The 16,564-nt window shown below is 71.0% G+C and carries 19 protein-coding genes; 10 read left to right on the top strand and 9 right to left on the bottom strand.

The features are described 5' to 3' along the window. Positions 1-242: 242 nt before the first annotated feature. Genes E1286_RS17640 through E1286_RS17625 form a run of 4 tightly spaced genes read left to right on the top strand, consistent with a single transcriptional unit; the run spans position 243 to position 2,297 of the window. The gene (locus E1286_RS17640) at positions 243-908 is read left to right on the top strand and encodes a hypothetical protein (protein WP_132613813.1); all 666 of its coding nucleotides are present in this window, start codon (positions 243-245) and stop codon (positions 906-908) included. 21 nt (positions 909-929) lie between these two features. Further along, positions 930-1,352: a roadblock/LC7 domain-containing protein gene (locus tag E1286_RS17635; RefSeq protein ID WP_111179200.1), complete on the top strand. Its 423-nt coding sequence runs from the start codon at positions 930-932 to the stop codon at positions 1,350-1,352. A 26-nt stretch (positions 1,353-1,378) separates the two neighbouring features. Next, a complete protein-coding gene (locus tag E1286_RS17630) occupies positions 1,379-1,741 on the top strand; it encodes a DUF742 domain-containing protein (protein WP_132613811.1) in 363 nt (120 codons plus the stop codon). Further along, positions 1,722-2,297, top strand: a complete 576-nt coding sequence (locus tag E1286_RS17625) for a GTP-binding protein (protein WP_132613809.1) — start codon at positions 1,722-1,724, stop codon at positions 2,295-2,297. Before E1286_RS17630 ends, E1286_RS17625 begins: the two co-directional genes overlap by 20 nt. Positions 2,298-2,303: 6 nt before the next feature. Here E1286_RS17625 and E1286_RS17620 read toward each other — a convergent pair whose 3' ends face one another. Beyond that, positions 2,304-3,095 (bottom strand): nitroreductase/quinone reductase family protein, encoded by a 792-nt coding sequence (locus tag E1286_RS17620; RefSeq protein ID WP_132613807.1) that lies wholly within the window; start codon positions 3,093-3,095, stop codon positions 2,304-2,306. Positions 3,096-3,170: 75 nt separating this feature from the next. Between E1286_RS17620 and E1286_RS17615 the strand changes: the two genes are divergently transcribed. Beyond that, positions 3,171-3,623 carry a MarR family winged helix-turn-helix transcriptional regulator gene (locus tag E1286_RS17615; protein ID WP_132613805.1) on the top strand — a complete coding sequence of 151 codons (453 nt, stop codon included), beginning with the start codon at positions 3,171-3,173 and terminating at the stop codon, positions 3,621-3,623. Here the strand turns inward: E1286_RS17615 and E1286_RS17610 are convergent. Then, positions 3,620-4,429, bottom strand: coding sequence for an ABC transporter permease (locus E1286_RS17610; RefSeq protein ID WP_132613803.1), 810 nt, complete (start codon positions 4,427-4,429; stop codon positions 3,620-3,622). The genes E1286_RS17615 and E1286_RS17610 overlap by 4 nt on opposite strands. After that, the gene (locus E1286_RS17605; RefSeq protein ID WP_132613801.1) at positions 4,426-5,394 is read right to left on the bottom strand and encodes an ATP-binding cassette domain-containing protein; all 969 of its coding nucleotides are present in this window, start codon (positions 5,392-5,394) and stop codon (positions 4,426-4,428) included. Before E1286_RS17605 ends, E1286_RS17610 begins: the two co-directional genes overlap by 4 nt. A gap of 40 nt (positions 5,395-5,434) precedes the next feature. Between E1286_RS17605 and E1286_RS17600 the strand changes: the two genes are divergently transcribed. Both E1286_RS17600 and E1286_RS17595 read left to right on the top strand, forming a co-directional pair. Further along, positions 5,435-6,205, top strand: coding sequence for a TetR/AcrR family transcriptional regulator (locus tag E1286_RS17600; RefSeq protein ID WP_132613799.1), 771 nt, complete (start codon positions 5,435-5,437; stop codon positions 6,203-6,205). A 267-nt stretch (positions 6,206-6,472) separates the two neighbouring features. Continuing rightward, positions 6,473-7,207, top strand: coding sequence for an alpha/beta fold hydrolase (locus tag E1286_RS17595; RefSeq protein WP_132613797.1), 735 nt, complete (start codon positions 6,473-6,475; stop codon positions 7,205-7,207). A 50-nt stretch (positions 7,208-7,257) separates the two neighbouring features. Here the strand turns inward: E1286_RS17595 and betA are convergent, their stop codons facing one another. The 4 genes from betA to E1286_RS17575 all read right to left on the bottom strand — a co-directional run bounded on the left by betA (position 7,258) and on the right by E1286_RS17575 (position 13,053). Beyond that, complete coding sequence (betA, locus tag E1286_RS17590) at positions 7,258-8,889, bottom strand: choline dehydrogenase (protein WP_187368182.1); 1,632 nt, start codon at positions 8,887-8,889, stop codon at positions 7,258-7,260. Between the two features lie 179 nt (positions 8,890-9,068). Then, positions 9,069-10,043: an ABC transporter substrate-binding protein gene (locus tag E1286_RS17585; RefSeq protein WP_132613795.1), complete on the bottom strand. Its 975-nt coding sequence runs from the start codon at positions 10,041-10,043 to the stop codon at positions 9,069-9,071. Then, positions 10,040-11,953, bottom strand: a complete 1,914-nt coding sequence (locus E1286_RS17580; RefSeq protein WP_132613793.1) for an ABC transporter permease — start codon at positions 11,951-11,953, stop codon at positions 10,040-10,042. Before E1286_RS17580 ends, E1286_RS17585 begins: the two co-directional genes overlap by 4 nt. Then, positions 11,950-13,053, bottom strand: coding sequence for a quaternary amine ABC transporter ATP-binding protein (locus E1286_RS17575; RefSeq protein ID WP_132613791.1), 1,104 nt, complete (start codon positions 13,051-13,053; stop codon positions 11,950-11,952). The genes E1286_RS17580 and E1286_RS17575 overlap by 4 nt, the downstream gene beginning before the upstream one ends. A gap of 186 nt (positions 13,054-13,239) precedes the next feature. Here E1286_RS17575 and E1286_RS17570 point away from each other — a divergent pair, with 186 nt between their 5' ends. From E1286_RS17570 to E1286_RS17560, 3 genes are read left to right on the top strand one after another with little or no spacing between them, the layout of a single operon-like run. Beyond that, positions 13,240-13,662, top strand: a complete 423-nt coding sequence (locus E1286_RS17570) for a roadblock/LC7 domain-containing protein (RefSeq protein ID WP_132613789.1) — start codon at positions 13,240-13,242, stop codon at positions 13,660-13,662. A 38-nt stretch (positions 13,663-13,700) separates the two neighbouring features. Then, positions 13,701-13,967: a DUF742 domain-containing protein gene (locus E1286_RS17565; protein ID WP_246074935.1), complete on the top strand. Its 267-nt coding sequence runs from the start codon at positions 13,701-13,703 to the stop codon at positions 13,965-13,967. After that, complete coding sequence (locus tag E1286_RS17560; protein ID WP_246074934.1) at positions 13,948-14,514, top strand: GTP-binding protein; 567 nt, start codon at positions 13,948-13,950, stop codon at positions 14,512-14,514. The genes E1286_RS17565 and E1286_RS17560 overlap by 20 nt, the downstream gene beginning before the upstream one ends. 4 nt (positions 14,515-14,518) lie before the next feature. Here the strand turns inward: E1286_RS17560 and E1286_RS17555 are convergent, their stop codons facing one another. Together E1286_RS17555 and E1286_RS17550 are read right to left on the bottom strand one after the other, a co-directional pair. Beyond that, on the bottom strand, positions 14,519-15,472 hold the full coding sequence (locus tag E1286_RS17555; protein WP_132613783.1) for an SIS domain-containing protein: 954 nt from the start codon (positions 15,470-15,472) through the stop codon (positions 14,519-14,521). Then, entirely contained in the window at positions 15,469-16,404 is a 936-nt protein-coding gene (locus E1286_RS17550) for a hypothetical protein (RefSeq protein ID WP_132613781.1), read from the bottom strand. Before E1286_RS17550 ends, E1286_RS17555 begins: the two co-directional genes overlap by 4 nt. Positions 16,405-16,564 lie beyond the last annotated feature (160 nt).

Below are 16,564 nucleotides of genomic sequence, written 5' to 3'. Positions count from 1 at the left end.
CCCCAGGGCCCGCCCGCCAGAGCCCGTTCGACAGCGGCCCGTTGGACAGCCCGCCGAACAGTGGCCCGCCGAACAGTGGCCCGCCGAACAGTGGCCCCGCGAGCAATGGCCCCGCGAGCAGTGACCCGTCCACCAGCGGTCTCTTCGACGGCGGTTCTCTCAACGGCGGGCCCTTCAACAGCGGCGCGTTCGACAGCGGGCCCGCCCGTCAGGGTCCCCGCACGTTCGACAGCACGCCGGGCATGCCACGGCCGTCGTTCGGCGCGGGACCGGCCGGCAACGGCTCCGATCTCGGTCCGCGGCGCAGGCCGCCGGGCGGGTTCGATGCGAGCGCGTTCCCCGGCACGGGCTCGTTCCCGTCCGTTGACGGCCCATCTGGTAATGGCGCGTTCCAAACTCCGCCGCCTCCGCCGGTCCCGCCGTCGTACTCGACGAACGACGTGCGCAGGCCCGACCCGGCCCCCTCGGTGGAGGTCTCGCCGATGGAGGCGGAGCAGGAGGAGTTCCTGCCGATCTTCGCCTCGGTCGAGTCGGCGTGGTTCCGCAGGCCGGAGGGCGAGGCCGAGCCTCAGGCGAACGGCGGAGGAGAGACCGCGTCCGCGCAAGCCGTACCCTCTGGGGAGGAAGCGTGGCGGACGGCCGCGGACGCCGGATGGCGCGCGGCGGCCAAAGCCAGCGAGCCCAGTCTCGGCGGCGTGACCGCCGCCGGGCTGCCCAAGCGCACCCCCAAAGCCAACCTGGTGCCAGGTACGGCCAGCCAGCCCGCCCAGGCTCCGCAGCCGCAGCGGCCGGCGCCGGCCGCTCTTCCGGTCTCCGCAGACCGGGTGCGCAGCCGGCTGGCCAGCTACCAGCAGGGTGTGCGACGGGCCCGCCAAGAAGTTCGTGGACAGGAGGAACAGAGTGAATAAGCGTCCCGCCGGGGAGGATGCGTGACAACGCTTAGCCATGAGGCGCACAGGTTCGACTGGCTGATCACCGACTTCGTCCGCAACACTCCCGGAGTCGCTCATGCCGTCGTCGTCTCGGCGGACGGGCTGTGCCTGGCCGCCTCGGAGGGATTCCCTCCGGACCGGGCCGACCAGCTCGCCGCGGTCTCCGCCGGTCTGCTGAGCCTGACCGTGGGTGCGTCCAGGGTGTTCGAGGGCGGCGCGGTGACGCAGACCGTCGTCGAGATGCAGCGCGGCCTGTTGCTGGTCATGGCCATCAGCGACGGCTCGGTGCTGACTGTTCTGGCGGGGCCGGATTGTGACATGGGCCTCGTGGCGTACCAGATGACCTTGCTGGTAGACAGGGCGGGACAGGCTCTGACGCCCGCGTTGCGTGCTGAGCTGCAGGCCGCCAGGAGCCGGTGATGTGATGGAACTGATGGGAGCGGGCCGTGTACGGCACTGACGGCACAGGGGACGAGGAGCCCCTGTTCCGTCCTTACGCGGTGACGGGCGGCCGATCGGAGCCGCGTTACCACCTCGCGATGGAGACCCTGATCTCGGCGATGTCCATCCCGGACGACGAGATGGCCATGCTCACCCCCGAGCAGGAGGCCATCATGCAACTGTGCCGGACGTTCCGGTCGGTCGCCGAGATCTCGGCCCTGCTCCGCGTCCCGCTGGGCGTGGCGCGGGTGATCGTGGCGGACATGTCCGACGAAGGACTCGTACGCCTCCACCACCCGCGCCTCAGTCAGGGACAGCCAGACCTCAACATGCTCGAAAGGGTGCTCAGTGGACTACGCAGGCTCTAGCCCCGGCCTCACGTCGACGAAGATCGTCGTCGCCGGGGGGTTCGGCGTCGGGAAGACGACGTTCGTGGGGGCGGTGTCCGAGATCCTGCCGCTCACCACGGAAGCGGTGATGACGGACGCGTCCGCGGGCATCGACGACCTGGGCATGACGCCGAACAAGCAGACCACGACCGTGGCCATGGACTTCGGCCGGCTGTCCCTCGACCGCGATCTGATCCTCTACCTGTTCGGCACGCCCGGGCAGCACCGGTTCTGGTTCATGTGGGACGACCTGGTGCGGGGGGCGATCGGCGCCGTGGTGCTGCTCGACACGCGCCGCCTGGCCGACAGCTTTCCGGCCATCGACTACTTCGAAGAGGCCAAGCTGCCGTTCGTGGTCGGCATCAACGGCTGGGACGGGCAGTTCATGCACTCCGACGAGGAGGTCAGGGAGGCGCTCGCGCTGTCGCCGCACGTGCCGATCGTGCGGACCGACGCCCGTAACCGCGATTCGGTCAAGGCGACGCTCATCGCACTGGTCGAGCACGTCGTACGCCTGCGTGCGGCGCCCGTCTAGCGCGGTTCACGCCCAGGGCACGCTCGTCAGCGTGTTGAGCAGCGGAACGAGCTGCTCCTCCTCGTAGGTGAAATGCGCCTCCAGCTCACCGGCGACGCGCTCCAGCGTCGCCGGATCGGTGGCGCCGCGCAGCTCCTCGATCAGCGCGGCGATGGCCACGTGCTCGTGGCGCAGCCGTTCGAGCGGCTCCTTCAGCTCGGGATGGCGCTCCTCCAGCCACGGGAACGCGACGTGCTCCTCGCCGCCGTGGTGCGCCGACAGCCCGTCGCAGAACGCCAGGCAGTTCACCCGCAGCTCGGAGGCGGGGGCCTGGCCGGCGCGCAGCCGGGCCAGCTCCTCGCGGAAGTAGTCGTGGATCTTGACCAGCTCGTCGCCGAACGCGCGCAGCCGCTCGCCGTCCAGGTGGAGCGCGACGACCGGGATGACGCGGCCGGTCCGCTCCTGGTACGCGGCGAAGGCCGGATCGAGGGCGGCCTGGCGGGCGTACATGCGGTCGCGTTCCTCGCCCTCCAGCGGCACGGCCCGCGCGGTGAACCTCTGCTCGCCCAGCTCGACGGTGACCTCCTGGTCGGCCAGGAGGTTGTGGTACCAGGCCGGATGGGTGTCGGCTCCGGCGTTGGTGGCGAAGACGAGGACGCGTTCGCCGTCGCGCAGGTAGACCGCCGGGGTGGTGTGGGGCCTGCCGGTCTTCGCTCCTTTGGTGGTGAGCAGCACCAGGGGCGCGTGCGCGAACCTGCCGCCCACCTTGCCGCCGTTGGCCCGGAACTCCTCGATGACCTGCTGGTTGACGTCAGCCATCTCACTATCCTTGGGTGAGGCCGTGAACAGATTTGCTTTGATAGCAAAGCTAATTTAGACAGCAAGGTATTGGTGATGTCAACAGCCGACCCGAGCCTGAACGAGAGCGTCAGGACATTGCTCCTGCTGATGCCCCGGTTGGTGGGCCGGGCCAAGCGGGCCAAGGTACCCGAGGAGCTGCAGTCGTTGTCACTGGCGCCCCGGCACCTCTCCCTGCTGGCGTATCTGCTGTTCGACGGCTCGATGACGGTGAACGAGCTGGCCGCCCGGCTGGAGGTGGCCCCGGCCACGGTCAGCCTGATGGTCGGCGACCTCAGCAGGAAAGGCGTGCTGGACCGGCGCGAGGACGACGCCGACCGCCGCCGCACGATCGTCAGCATCGCCGACCTGCACCAGCGGGCCATCCACGAATGGCTCGGCTACGGCGTCAACGCGTGGCGGCAGGCGCTGGAGCCGCTCACGCCGGAGGAGCGCCAGGTGGTCGTCCGGACGCTCCTCGCCTACGACGCGGCCCTGACCGAGCGTTAGCGGTCGAGCCGCCGGTAGCGGCGGACCGACAGGACGAAGAACACCACGGTGATCACCACCGGCCAGGCCACCGCCATCGGCACGGCGTGCTGGGCCACCCACGAGTCGCCGCCCCAGCCGGGGTTGCCGAACAGCTGCCTGGCCGCCGCCACCGTCGACGACAGCGGGTTCCACTCCGCGACCGCCCCGAGCCAGCCCGGCATGGTGGCCGGGGCGACGAAGGCGTTCGACAGGAACCCGACGGGGAACTCCAGCGTCTGCACCGCCACCACCGCGCCCGGATCCCTGGTGATCAGGCCCAGGTAGATGCCCGCCCACAGCAGCGAGAAGCGCAGGAGCAGCAGCAGGCCCACCGCGCCGAGCGCGCCGGAGAGCGTGGCGGGACGCCAGCCGACGGCCAGGCCGCAGGCCAGCATGCCGGCCAGGACGACGACCGAGTGGAGCAGGTCGGCGATGGCCCGCCCGATCAGCACGGCCGACGGGGACATCGGCAGCGAACGGAACCGGTCGGTGACGCCCTTGGAGACGTCGGTGGTGACGGTGATCATGGTGGAGCTCAGCCCGAAGAGCATCGTCATGCCGTACATGCCGGGCATGAGGAACGCGAAGTAGCCGGCCCCCTCGGGGACGTCCACCGCGCCGCCGAACAGGTAGCCGAAGGCCAGGGTGATCACCACGGGGAAGAGCACCCCGAAGACCACCGTCATGGGCTGGTTGGCCCAGTGGACCAGGTCGCGGCGGGCGACCGTCCAGCCGTCGGCCACGGCCCAGCGCAGCCGTCCTCCGGTCGCGGTCATGGCGGTCATCGGGCGTCACCTCCGGTGAGACTCAGGAAGACCTCGTCCAGGGTCGGGCGGCGTACGGCGACGTCCTCGGCCTCGACGCCGGCCTCGGCGAAGGCGGCCAGCACCCCGGTGAGGGCCGCGACCCGCTCGCCGACCGGCGCGCTCACCCGCCGGGTGTCCTGGTCGACCTCGGGCGGGCCGCCGGCCGCCCGGGCGACGATCTCGGCCGCCTGCGCCAGCCGGGCGGGGTCGTGGACCACCACGTCGAGCCGGTCGCCGCCGAGCTTGGCCTTGAGCTCGGCGGGGGAGCCCTCGGCGACGACCCGGCCGGCGTCGATGACCGAGATCCGGTCGGCGAGCTGGTCGGCCTCCTCCAGGTACTGCGTGGTCAGCAGCACCGTGGTGCCGGCGGCGACCAGCTCGCGCACCGCGCGCCAGATCTCGGCGCGGCTGCGCGGGTCGAGGCCCGTCGTCGGCTCGTCCAGGAACAGCACCGGCGGGGCCAGGATCATCCCGGCGGCCAGGTCGAGCCGGCGCCGCATGCCGCCGGAGTACTCCTTGACCGGCCCGGCGTGTGCCAGGCCGAAGCGTTCGAGCAGCTCGCCGGCCCTGGCCCGGGCCTGCGCGGCGCCCAGGTGGGACAGCCGGCCGAACAGCTCGAGGTTCTGCCGGCCGGTGAGCAGCTCGTCCACCGCGGTGTGCTGGCCGACCAGGCCGATGCTGCGGCGTACCTGCCTCGGGTGGGTCGCCACGTCGAAGCCGGCCACCTCCGCCCGGCCGCCGGAGGGACGCAGAAGCGTGGTGAGGATGCGTACCGCCGTGGTCTTGCCGGCGCCGTTGGGGCCGAGCAGGCCGCAGACCGTGCCCTGGCCGACGTCGAGGTCGATGCCGTCCAGCGCCGTCGTGCCGCCATACGTCTTGCGCAGGCCGCGCGCGACTATCAATGCCGCCTCCCCTGTCGTATCGTACAGCGTACCGTACAGCATACGGAAGCGTGACGGCAACCGTACGGTGTACCGTACGAAGGTGACCGTGGAGTACTCAGGAAAGGGCGACCCCGCGCGCAGCCTCGCCCTCCTCTGGCGCACCGGCGAGCGGGCCAGCCGCAAGGGCAAGCCCGAGCTGAGCGTCGACCGCATCGTGCGGGCCGCCATCGAGGTGGCCGACGCCGAGGGCCTGCAGGCGCTGTCCATGCGGCGGGTGGCCGAGCGCCTCGGCGTGGGGACGATGTCGCTCTACACGTACGTGCCGGGCAAGCCGGAGCTGTTCGACGTCATGCTCGACACGGTGTACGGCGAGACCGCGCGGCCCGAGGACGTCCCCGGCGGCTGGCGCGGCCGGCTGGAGCAGATCGCGCGCGAGAACTGGGCGCTCTACCTGCGCCACCCGTGGCTGCTGCAGGTGGCCGCGAGCCGCCCGGTGCTCGGGCCCAACGTCACCGCGAAATACGACTACGAGCTGCGCGCGGTCGACGGCATCGGCCTGACGGACCTGGAGATGGACTCGGTGATCACGCTGATCACCGGGTTCGTGCACGGCGCGGCCCGGGGCGCGGTGGAGGCGGCGCAGGCGGAGAGCCGTACGGGGATGAGCGACGAGCAGTGGTGGGCCGCGCACGCGCCCTTCCTCAGCCGTATCGCCGACCCGGCCCGCTTCCCGGTCGCCGCCCGCGTCGGCCAGTCGGCCGGCGAGGCCCTGAACGCCGCCTACAGCCCCGAGCACGCCTTCGAGTTCGGCCTCCGACGCGTCCTCGACGGCATCGAAACCCTGGTGACCAGGCGCGAACACCAGACGTGAAAGGTGCCCTGCGAGCCGCGGATCTGCACCTTCGCAGACCGGGGGCGAGGCTCTTGAGAGCCTGGTGCGGGGACCGGAACGTTCAAGGAAAAAGGGTTGGCCCGGGTGAAGATCCGGGTGGTAGCTTGCGGGGGATCGTGACATCGCGCGAGGAGGTGAGACCCATGAACGCTGTATCGATGTGGGTGCTCCCCCTCGTCGTCACGGTCGGGCGATCGACGTAGGGGTCGCCGGGAGCGCCTCAGGCACTCCTGAGAGGCAACACCTATGCGTTTCACTGCGGAGACATCGTCAGGCGGTGTCCTCGAACGCGAGTTCACCGTGGGCGAGGTTCCCGGCGTGCTCTGGTCTCCCGCGTCGGGCGTCGATCGTGCCCCCCTCGTGCTGCTGGGGCACGGTGGCGGCATGCACAAGAAGGCGCCGGGAATGGTGGGGCGGGCGCACCGCCTCGTAGCCGGCTGCGGGTTCCACGTCGCCGCCCTCGACGCGCCCGGTCACGGCGGGCGGCCCCGTACGGCGACCGACGAGCGGGAGACCGCCGCGCTGCGGCAGGCGATGGCGGCGGGCGAGCCCGTCGGCCCGATCATCATCCGGTACAACGCCCACCTGGCGGAGCGTGCCGTGCCGGAGTGGCAGGCGACCCTGGACGCCCTGCAGAAGCTGCCGGAGATCGACGGGCCGGTCGGCTACTTCGGCCCGAACATGGGCACCGCGATCGGGGTGCCGTTGACGGCGGCCGAGCCCAGGATCACCGCCGCGGTCTTCGGTCTCTTCTGGCCCGACTCCCTGACCGAGGCGGCCAGACGGATCACCGTGCCGATCGAGTTCGTGCTCCAGTGGGACGACGAGCACATCCCGCGCCAGTCCGGTCTCGCGTTGTTCGACGCCTTCGCCTCGAAGGAGAAGACGTTGCACGCCAACGCGGGCAAGCACCTGGAACTTCCGAGGTTCGAGGTCGACAGCGCGGTCCGGTTCTTCGCCCGGCATCTCGGCCGGGCCTGAACGTGACAGGTATCGGCGTCCGGTCACCGGCCGGGCGCCGATACCCGGCACTAGCTCGCGCCGTGCCGGTAGAACTCCACGGGTTCGGGGGGCAGCGGGGTGTTGCCGAGGATGAGGTCGGCGGACTTCTCGGCGAGCATCATGACCGGGGCGTAGATGTTGCCGTTCGTGACGTACGGCATGGCAGAGGCGTCCACGACGCGCAGGCCGTCGAGGCCGTGCACGCGCAGCGTGTCGGGGTCGAGGACCGACATCCCGTCGGTGCCCATCCGGCAGGTGCAGGAAGGATGCAGGGCGGTCTCGCCGTCCTCGGCGACCCAGGCGAGGATCTCCTCGTCGGTCCGCACTTCCGGCCCGGGGGAGATCTCGCCGCCGTCCAGGCCGGCCCAGGCGGGCTGGGAGAGGATCTTCCTGGCGTGCCGGATCGCCTCCACCCACTCGCTGCGGTCCTGCTCGGTGGACAGGTAGTTGAAGCGCAGGGCGGGCTTGTGCCGCGGATCGGCCGACCTGATCCGTACGGAGCCGCGCGCGTCCGAGTACATCGGCCCGATGTGCACCTGGTAGCCGTGCCCGCCGGCCGGGGCCGAGCCGTCGTAGCGCACGGCGATCGGCAGGAAGTGGAACATCAGGTTCGGGTACGCCACGTCGTCGTTGGAGCGGATGAACCCGCCGGCCTCGAAGTGGTTGGTGGCCCCCGGGCCGCGCCGCAGGAACAGCCAGTTCGCGCCGATGAACGGTCGCCGCCACCACGCCAGCGACGGCTGCTGGGAGACCGGCCGCGTGCAGGCGTGCTGGACGTAGACCTCCAGGTGGTCCTGCAGGTTCTCGCCCACGCCCGGCAGGTCGTGCACCACCTTGATCCCCAACGGCTCCAGCAGCGCTCTCGGGCCCACCCCCGACACCTGCAGCAGCTGCGGGCTGTTGATCGCGCCGCCGCAGAGGACGACCTCGCCGGCCTCGATCCGCTCGCCGTCGCAGAGCACGCCCACCGCCCGCGTGCCCTCGAAGAGGATCTTCTCCACGAACGCGCGGGTCCGCACGGTCAGGTTGAGGCGCCGGCGTACCGGATGCAGGTAGGCGCGGGCCGCGCTGAGCCGCCGCCCCCGGTGGATGGTCCGGTCGAAGGCGGCGAAACCCTCCTGGCGGAAGCCGTTCACGTCGTCGGTGAGCGGGTGGCCGGCCTGCTGGACCGCCTCGAAGAACGCCTCGAACAGCGGCCCGCGGGCCGGGCCGCGCTCCAGCTTCAGCGGCCCCGCGTCGCCGCGGAACGGCGTGCCGGGATCGGCCAGGCAGCTCTCCATCCTCTTGAAGTACGGCAGGCAGTGCGCGTAGTCCCACTGCTTCATACCGGGATCGGCGGCCCAGCGCTCGTAGTCGAGCGGGTTGCCGCGCTGGAAGATCATGCCGTTGATGCTGCTGGAGCCGCCCAGCACCTTGCCGCGGGCGTGGTAGACCCGTCGGCCGCCCATGAACGGCTCCGGCTCCGACTCGTACTTCCAGTCGTAGAAGCGGCTGCCGATCGGGAACATCAGCGCGGCCGGCATGTGGATGAAGACGTCCCACAGGTAGTCGGGGCGCCCGGCCTCCAGCACGAGCACCGAGGTCGAAGGGTCGGCGCTGAGCCGGTTGGCCAGGGCGCAGCCGGCCGAGCCGCCGCCCACGATGACGAAATCGAACCTCAACGGGAGACCCAGTCCTTTCACCGTCACCACGGCTCCAGAGAAACACCTGTGTGCGATTTCCCGGGCGTCCCGGGGGTGCTGTGATTCATCACGGAACGCCCTCTCCAACATTTCCGGTTTTTCCCGGCACGGAACCTATAAGGGCACTTATCGAGATTTCGGCAGTCCGTAATATCGGATTATTTCGGGATCCACGCCTGCCATACCGAGGGATTGGCCTCGACCCATTTCTTGGCCGCCTCCTCACCCGTCATCCCGCCGTTGGTCATGTCGTCGGCGACGGCGTTCTGGTGCTCGTTCGTCCAGGAGAAATTCTTGACCAGCTCGTACGCCTTGCCCCCGGTGTCCGCGAACCGCTTGCTGACGATCTTGTCGAGGTCCATCTCCGGGTAGTCGCAGGCGACCTTCTTCGGGTCGGCGTCGCAGCCCTCGGTGTACGGCGGCAGATTCACCCGGACCAGCTCGGTCTCGCTGAACAACCAGTGCGGGTCCCAGAAGTAGAACAGCAACGGCCGCCGCTGCTCCTGCGCCTGCTGGGCGCTCTTGATCAGGGCCGCCTCGCTGCCTCCCACGACGACCTTGTAGTCCAGCTTGAGGTTCCTGATCAGGGCGTCCTCGTTGGAGACGTACGACGGGTCGCCGAACAGCAGCTGGCCCTGGTCGCCCGACTCGGAGGTCCGGAACAGCTCGGCGTACTTGTTGAGGTTGCGGTAGTCGGTGATGCCGGGATACTCGTCGGCCATCCACTTCGGGATGTACCACCCGATGACGCCCTTGTTGCCGGTCGAGCCCGCCTCGACCGCGACCTTCTTCTCCTCGATGAACTGCTTCTTCAGGTCGGGGTGGCCCCAGTTCTCGATGATGACGTCGACGTCGCCGGTCTCGAAGCCCTCCCAGGCCAGCTGCTCCTTGATCTCCGGCAGCTCGACGTCGTGGCCGAGCTCGTTCTCCAGCAGGTACGCCACCACGTTCGCGCTGGCCTCGTACCCGACCCACGGGTTGATCGCGATCTTCACGGTGCCGGACGGACCGGCGGAGGCGCCGGCCCCGCCGGTCGGGGCGGAGGAGCCGGCCGTGCCGTCGACCGTGGCCCCGCCGCAGCCCGTGGCGGCGAGCCCGAGGGCGACGAGGCCCGCGAGCAGACGAATCTTCATGTCACTTTCCTCTTTCGGGGGGACGGACGTCTGTCGGCGCCCTGCGTGATGCGGTCGAGCATGATCCCGAGCAGGACGGTCGCGACGCCGGCCACGAACCCCATGCCGAAGTCCGTCCGCTGGGAGAAACCGCTGACCACGTCGTAGCCGAGGGCCCCCGCCCCGACCAGACCGCCGATGACCACCATGGCCAGCGTCATCACGATGCCCTGGTTGGCCGCCAGCAGGATGGCCGGCCGCGCCATGGGCAGCTGCACCTTCCACAGCAGCTGTCCCGGCGTCGAGCCCGTGGAGACGGCGGCCTCGACGACGGGGGCGGGCACGGTCCTGATGCCGTCCTCGACCAGGCGCACCACCGGCGGCACCGCGTAGACGACGGAGGCGAAGATCGCCGTGAACCTCGTCGTCCCGAACAGCGCCAGCGCGGGCAGCAGGTACACGAACGCGGGCATGGTCTGCGCGGCGTCCAGCAGCGGACGCTGCACGGCCGAGAACCGCGGCGAGCGGGCCGCGGCCACCCCGAGCACCAGCCCGATCGTCAGCGTCAGCAGCACCGCGACGGCGACCGTGGTCATCGTCTGCATGGTGTGCTCCCAGACGCCGAGCAGCGCGATCCCCAGCAGACAGGCCAGCGCCGTCAGGGCGCGCCGCGGGCCGCTGACCCGCCAGGCGACGGTCAGCACCGCGAGGGCGACCAGCCACCAGGGCGCCGAGGTGAGCAGCGACTCCAGCGGGTTGAGCAGGGCGTACGTGGTCGCGTCCTTGGCGAACGTGGTCACCGCGTACCAGTTCGTCTCCGCCCACGCCACGGCCTGGTTGACCTCGGCGACCACGTTGATCGTGAGGCTCTCGGGCCAGACCCGGGGCAGCAAGGGGATGAGCGCGACTCCGGCGGCGGCCGGCACGCCGGCCGCGAGGAGGTCGAGCCGCCGGAGGCGGGTGTGCGGGTCTCTGTCGACCAGGGCCATCGTCATGCGGTCGAGCACCACCGCCATGACGACGATGGCCACGCCGGCCGGCAGCATGATGCCGACCTGGGCGCGGGACAGGCCGCGGATGATGTCGCCGCCCAGGCCGGGCGCGGAGATCAGGCTCGCGATGACGACCATGGACAGCGCCATCATGATCGTCTGGTTGACCGCCAGCGCCATCGTGGACCTGGCCAGCGGCAGGTAGACCTTGACCAACGTCTGCCGGCGGGTGGCCCCGAGCGAGGCCGACGCCTCGACCGCCGTGGGGGAGACCTCCGAGACGGCCAGCGCGGTGATGCGGATGGCTGGCGGGATCGCGTAGATCATCGTCGCGATGGCCCCGGCCGGCGCGCCGATGTGGAAGAACAACGCGAGCGGCGCCAGATACGCGAACGTCGGCATGATCTGCATGACGTCCAGCACCGGGGTGACCGCACGGCGCGCACGGGCGGACAGCCCCGCCCAGACGCCCACCGGGACCCCGATCGCCAGCGACAGCAGCACCGCCACCCCGACCAGGGCCAGCGTGTCCACGCTCGACTCCCACAACCCGAGCACCCCGAACGCGCTCACGCCCGCGACCGCGACCAGCGCGACCCGCCACCCGCCCGCGAGCCAGGCCAGCGCCCCCATGACACCGGTGATCCCCGGCCAGCCGAGAGCGTGCAACACGCTCTGGAAGAGGGTGTGGAGCGCGCCCACGAACAGCCGGATGTAGTTGAGGAAGTACAGGAAGAGCGGGTTGTCGTTGCGGTGGTCGTCGATCCACTCGCGCAGCTCGGTGACGGCCAGGAACTGCGGCGCCTCGTCGTCGTGCGGCAGCGTCGCCGTGCCGCGGAAGACCACGTACGCCGCCGCGAGGACGACCGCCACCCCTGCCGGGGCCGCCCATCTCGGCAGTCGGAGCCCGGAGGCCGCGCTGACGGCCGTGCTGCTCATGCGGTCGCCCGCGCGGGCGTGTCCTGACCCGCCAGGAACGCGAGCAGGTCCACGCGGTCGACCACGCCGGCCAGCTCGCCGCCGGCCACGACCTTGATCGGCCGGGAGGAGGCCGACGCGACGCCGATCGCGTCCGCGACCCGCGTGCCGGCGGGTAACTCTGGCCCGTCCAGCGGCTCGCCCGGCTCGGGATCGCGGCAGATCCAGCGCAGGGTCAGCACGTTCGCGCGCGGCACGTCGCGGACGAAGTCGGCCACGTAGTCGTCGGCGGGCGCGCCCACCAGCTCCTCGGCCGTGCCGACCTGCACGATCGCGCCCGCCCGCATGATCGCGATGCGTTCGCCCAGCTTGAGCGCCTCGGACAGGTCGTGCGTGATGAAGACCATCGTCTTGCCGACCTCGCGGTGCAGCCGCACCACCTCGGCCTGCATGTCGCGCCTGATCAGCGGGTCGAGCGCGCTGAACGGCTCGTCCAGCAGCATCACCTGCGGATCCACGGCGAGCGCGCGGGCCAGGCCGACGCGCTGCTGCATCCCGCCGGAGAGCTGGTCGGGGTAGGCGTCGGCGTGGCCGTCGAGGCCGACGAGCGAGAGGATCTCCGCCGCCCGCGCGTGCCGCTCGGCCCTGGTCGCGCCCTGGATCTCCAGCCCGTACGCGACGTTGTCGATCACCCTGCGGTGCGGCAGCAGGCCGAAGTGCTGGAAGACCATGCTGACCCGGTGGCGGCGGATCTCGCGCAGCCGGGCGGGGGAGGCGGCGCGGACGTCCTCGCCGCCGATCGTGATCGAGCCGGCGCTCGGCTCGATCAGCCGGGTCAGGCAGCGGACGAGCGTCGACTTCCCGCTGCCCGACAGGCCCATGACCACGAAGACCTCGCCGGGCCGTACGGCGAAACTCACGTCACGGACGGCGGCGGTGCAGCCGGTCTTCTCCCTCAGCGCGGCGGGATCGAGGTGCCGGTCGTCGCCGTCCAGCACTTCACGGGCTCTGGGTCCGAAGATCTTCCAAAGGCCCTCGACCGTGATCGCCGCGCTGTCGGGAGAATCTCCCACGCCCGCCTCCTCGTTGCCGCGCTCAACATATGTCGTGAATAGCGACATTCTCAACGGCGTGATCGTTCAGAGATCTGTCTTGGAACGTGCCAAACGCTCATTAGTGGACATTTATCATGTTAAAGGTTTATTTCCGCATCAGCGGCTTCGAAGAGTGGGGTGAAATTACCGCTATTGCTGGTCTAAATTCTGATACGGGCGCGTGACCGAGAAGACGAGCTTGTGGGAGGGCTCATGAAGGAGCTGAGCCAGGCCGCCAGAGACCTCAACTGGCTGGTCTCCGGCTTCGTCGACGAGGTTCCCGGCGTGGCGCACGCCGTCGTGGTCTCCGCGGACGGCCTGCCCATGGCGTTCTCCCGCGGGTTCCCGAAAGACCGGGCCGACCAACTCGCCGCCATCGCCGCCGGGCTCGTGAGCCTCACCCATGGCTCGGCCCGCGTGTTCGAGGGCGGAGCGGTCGTGCAGACCATCGTGGAGATGCACCGCGGCCTGCTGCTGGTGATGTCGATCAGCGACGGCTCCAGCCTGGCGGTGCTGGCCACGCCCGACTGCGACATGGGCCTGGTCGCGTACCAGATGACGATCCTGGTCGAACGCGCAGGTCAGGTGCTCACTCCCGCCGTGCGCGCGGAGCTGTCCGCCAGGCGCCCGTGGTGATGAGGCCGTGGCAGGACGGGGAGCCGGATGATCTTGCCGTGGAAGCCCTGGTATCGTCGGCGACCTCGGCGCAGCTCGGCACGACCTACACCCGCGAACACCGCGCCATCAGTGAGCTGTGCCGGCGGGTGCGATCCGTGGCGGAGCTCTCTTCGCTCCTCGCCGTCCCCCTCGGGGTGACGCGGGCGCTGGTCGCCGACATGGAGGCCGATGGGCTGGTCCGGGTGTACCAGCCGCAGCTTGAGGCGGGCCCGACCGGCAGGGGCCTGCTCGAAAGGGTGCTCAGTGGACTTCGCAGGCTCTAGCGGGCTCACCTCCACGAAGATCGTCGTGGCGGGCGGGTTCGGCGTCGGCAAGACCACGTTCGTGGGCTCCGTCTCCGAGATCACGCCGCTGACCACCGAGGCGGTGATGACCGACGCCTCCGTGGGAGTCGACGACCTCGCCCACACGCCCGGCAAGTCGACCACCACCGTGGCGCTGGACTTCGGCCGGGTCTCGATCGACGACGACCTGATCCTCTACCTGTTCGGCACCCCGGGCCAGCACCGCTTCTGGTTCATGTGGGACGACCTCGTGCGCGGCGCGATCGGCGCCGTGGTGCTGGTCGACTCGCGGCGGCTGGCCGACAGCTTCCCCGCGGTCGACTACTTCGAGGACACCGGCATCCCGTTCGTCGTCGGGCTGAACGGCTGGGACGGCGAGTTCCCGCACATCGAGAGCGAGGTGCGGGAGGCGCTGACGCTCTCGCCGCACGTGCCGATCGTCCGCACCGACGCGCGGGCCCGCCAGGCGGTCAAGGACACCCTGATCACGCTGGTAGAGCACGCGATGTCGGTACGGTTCGGCTGAGCGCTCAGTCCCACCACGTCGCGGCGACGAGCTCGGCCACCAGCGTCTCGGTCAGCAGGGCGACGTCCGGGTCGTCGTCGTGCGCGTACCGGATCACCGCCGAGGCGTCCTTCACCGCCGCGCCGACGGCGACCACCGTCGAGCCGCGCTCGCGTACCCAGTCCATGGCCTGGTCGTCGTAGCGGGAGCCGGGGAAGAGCAGCGCGCGGTAGTCCAGGGTCTTGGTGAGGTAGACGTCCACGTGCGACCAGTCGCCGCTCTCGCAGGCGTCCGCCGGGCGGCGCGGGCCCTCGCGGAACATCAGCGCCGACTGCTCCGCCGAGGACAGGCGCTCGGCCGGCGCGATCGTGTAGACGCCGTGCGGGCCGTCGAGCAGCTCGATGGCCGGCGGCAGCCATTCGTCCCTGCGGTCGAGCAGGTCGGCCGTGGCCTGCGCCGTCTTGTCGAGCAGGGCCGGCACGTCGCGGCCGCGGCCGGTGAGGCGGGCCTCCAGGGCCAGCAGCAGGGCGAGGGTGTGCTGGAACGTCCGGCAGGCGACGCCGCCGCGCTCCTCGCCCGCGTGCATGGGGACCACCAGGTCGGCCGCCTGGGCCAGCGGCGATCCCGGCCGGTTGGTGAGTGCGGCCAGGATGGCCGCTCCGCCGGTGTAGCGGGCCGTGGCGTCCAGCGTCTCGCGGCTCGTGCCGGTCGCCGAGATCGGGATCACCAGGGTGCCGGCGGCGGGCGGGAAACTCGCGGCGGCCGAGGCGTACTCGGCGTGGGCGTCCACCCCGGCGGCCCGCAGGCGCAGGGCGGCCACGCCGGCGGCGTAACGGGAGCTGCCCATGCCGAGGAACAACACCCGGCGGACGTCCCGGGGGAGCCCCGCGAACGGATCCTCCGCCCGCAGCACGCCGGCCAGCGCGGCCAGCGACTCGGGCTTGGCCTCCAGGTCGGACAGGTAGAGCTCGGAATTCACGAAATCTTCTCCTCTGGGTACCAGGTGCGCAGCACGCCCATGGGGGCGTAACGCCAGCGGGGCAGGTGGCGGGCGGCGTAGATGAGCTCGCGGCACTCCTGCTCCACCTCGAAGGGGCGGAGCAGGCGCTCGTCCAGCAGGCCGGGCCCGCCCCGCTCGGCCAGCCGGTCGCGGTAGGCGGTCAGCAGCGCCGCCCGTGCCGCGCCCGTCCACGCGGTGGCCCGGGCGGGCGGGACGGACCTGCGCTTGATCGCCACCTGGGCCACGTGGTCGAGGCTGGTGGTGAGCTGGGCGACGTCCCTGGCGGCCGGCTGGCGCAGGTCCGCGCCGGCGACCGTGGGGTTGCCGTCGAAGTCGATGACCGCGTAACCGTCGCGCCACCGGAGGATCTGGCCCACGTGCAGGTCGCCGTGGATCCGGATCAGCGGGGTGCCGATGGGGGCGGCCAGTGGGGCCAGATCCCGCCGCAGGGCGCCGGCGCGCGAGGCCAGCCACGCGCCGTCCTCCCCGCCGGTCAGGTCGAGCGCCTCGGCGAGCGCGCCCTCCGCCCGGCCGCCCGCGCCGATCGGGCCCGCGCCGATGGGGCCCGCGTCGATGGGGCCGGCGTCGATGGGGCCGGCGTCGCCGGGTTCCGGGAACGTGGACAGGGCGAGGTGCAGATCGGCGGTGAGGTGGCCGAGGTCGGAGGCGAAGGCGGTGCGGCCGGCCTCGGCCTCGTCCACGCACCACTCCCAGCCGTCCCTCGCCTCGGGCAGATAGCCCGTCACCAGGGCCAGCAGGTGCTCGCGGCCGTCCAGCTCCGCGGTCAGCGCCGCGTACGGCGGCGCGGTGCCGCGGAATTGCGCCGCGACGAGATGCGGGAAAATGTCCAGTGCCGGATGAGGCAGCGGCGCGGGCGGGGTCAGCCACTTCACGACCACGCTCTCGCCCACGACAACCGAATGGTTTGTCTGGTCCACGTGCGGCCCGAAGTCCCGTTCACCTGGGACCCCAGTGTCGCGAGCATCTCCGGTGTGCGAGAAAGTGGGCAACGGCAGAAATCGCCGGACCGCGAACGGCGGCGGCGGGTCGTCGGCCAGCGCCCCGACAAGG

The organism is Nonomuraea terrae (assembly GCF_004348995.1).
Classification (GTDB): Bacteria; Actinomycetota; Actinomycetes; order Streptosporangiales; family Streptosporangiaceae; genus Nonomuraea; species Nonomuraea terrae.
This window is presented reverse-complemented; position numbering and strand designations above follow the sequence as displayed.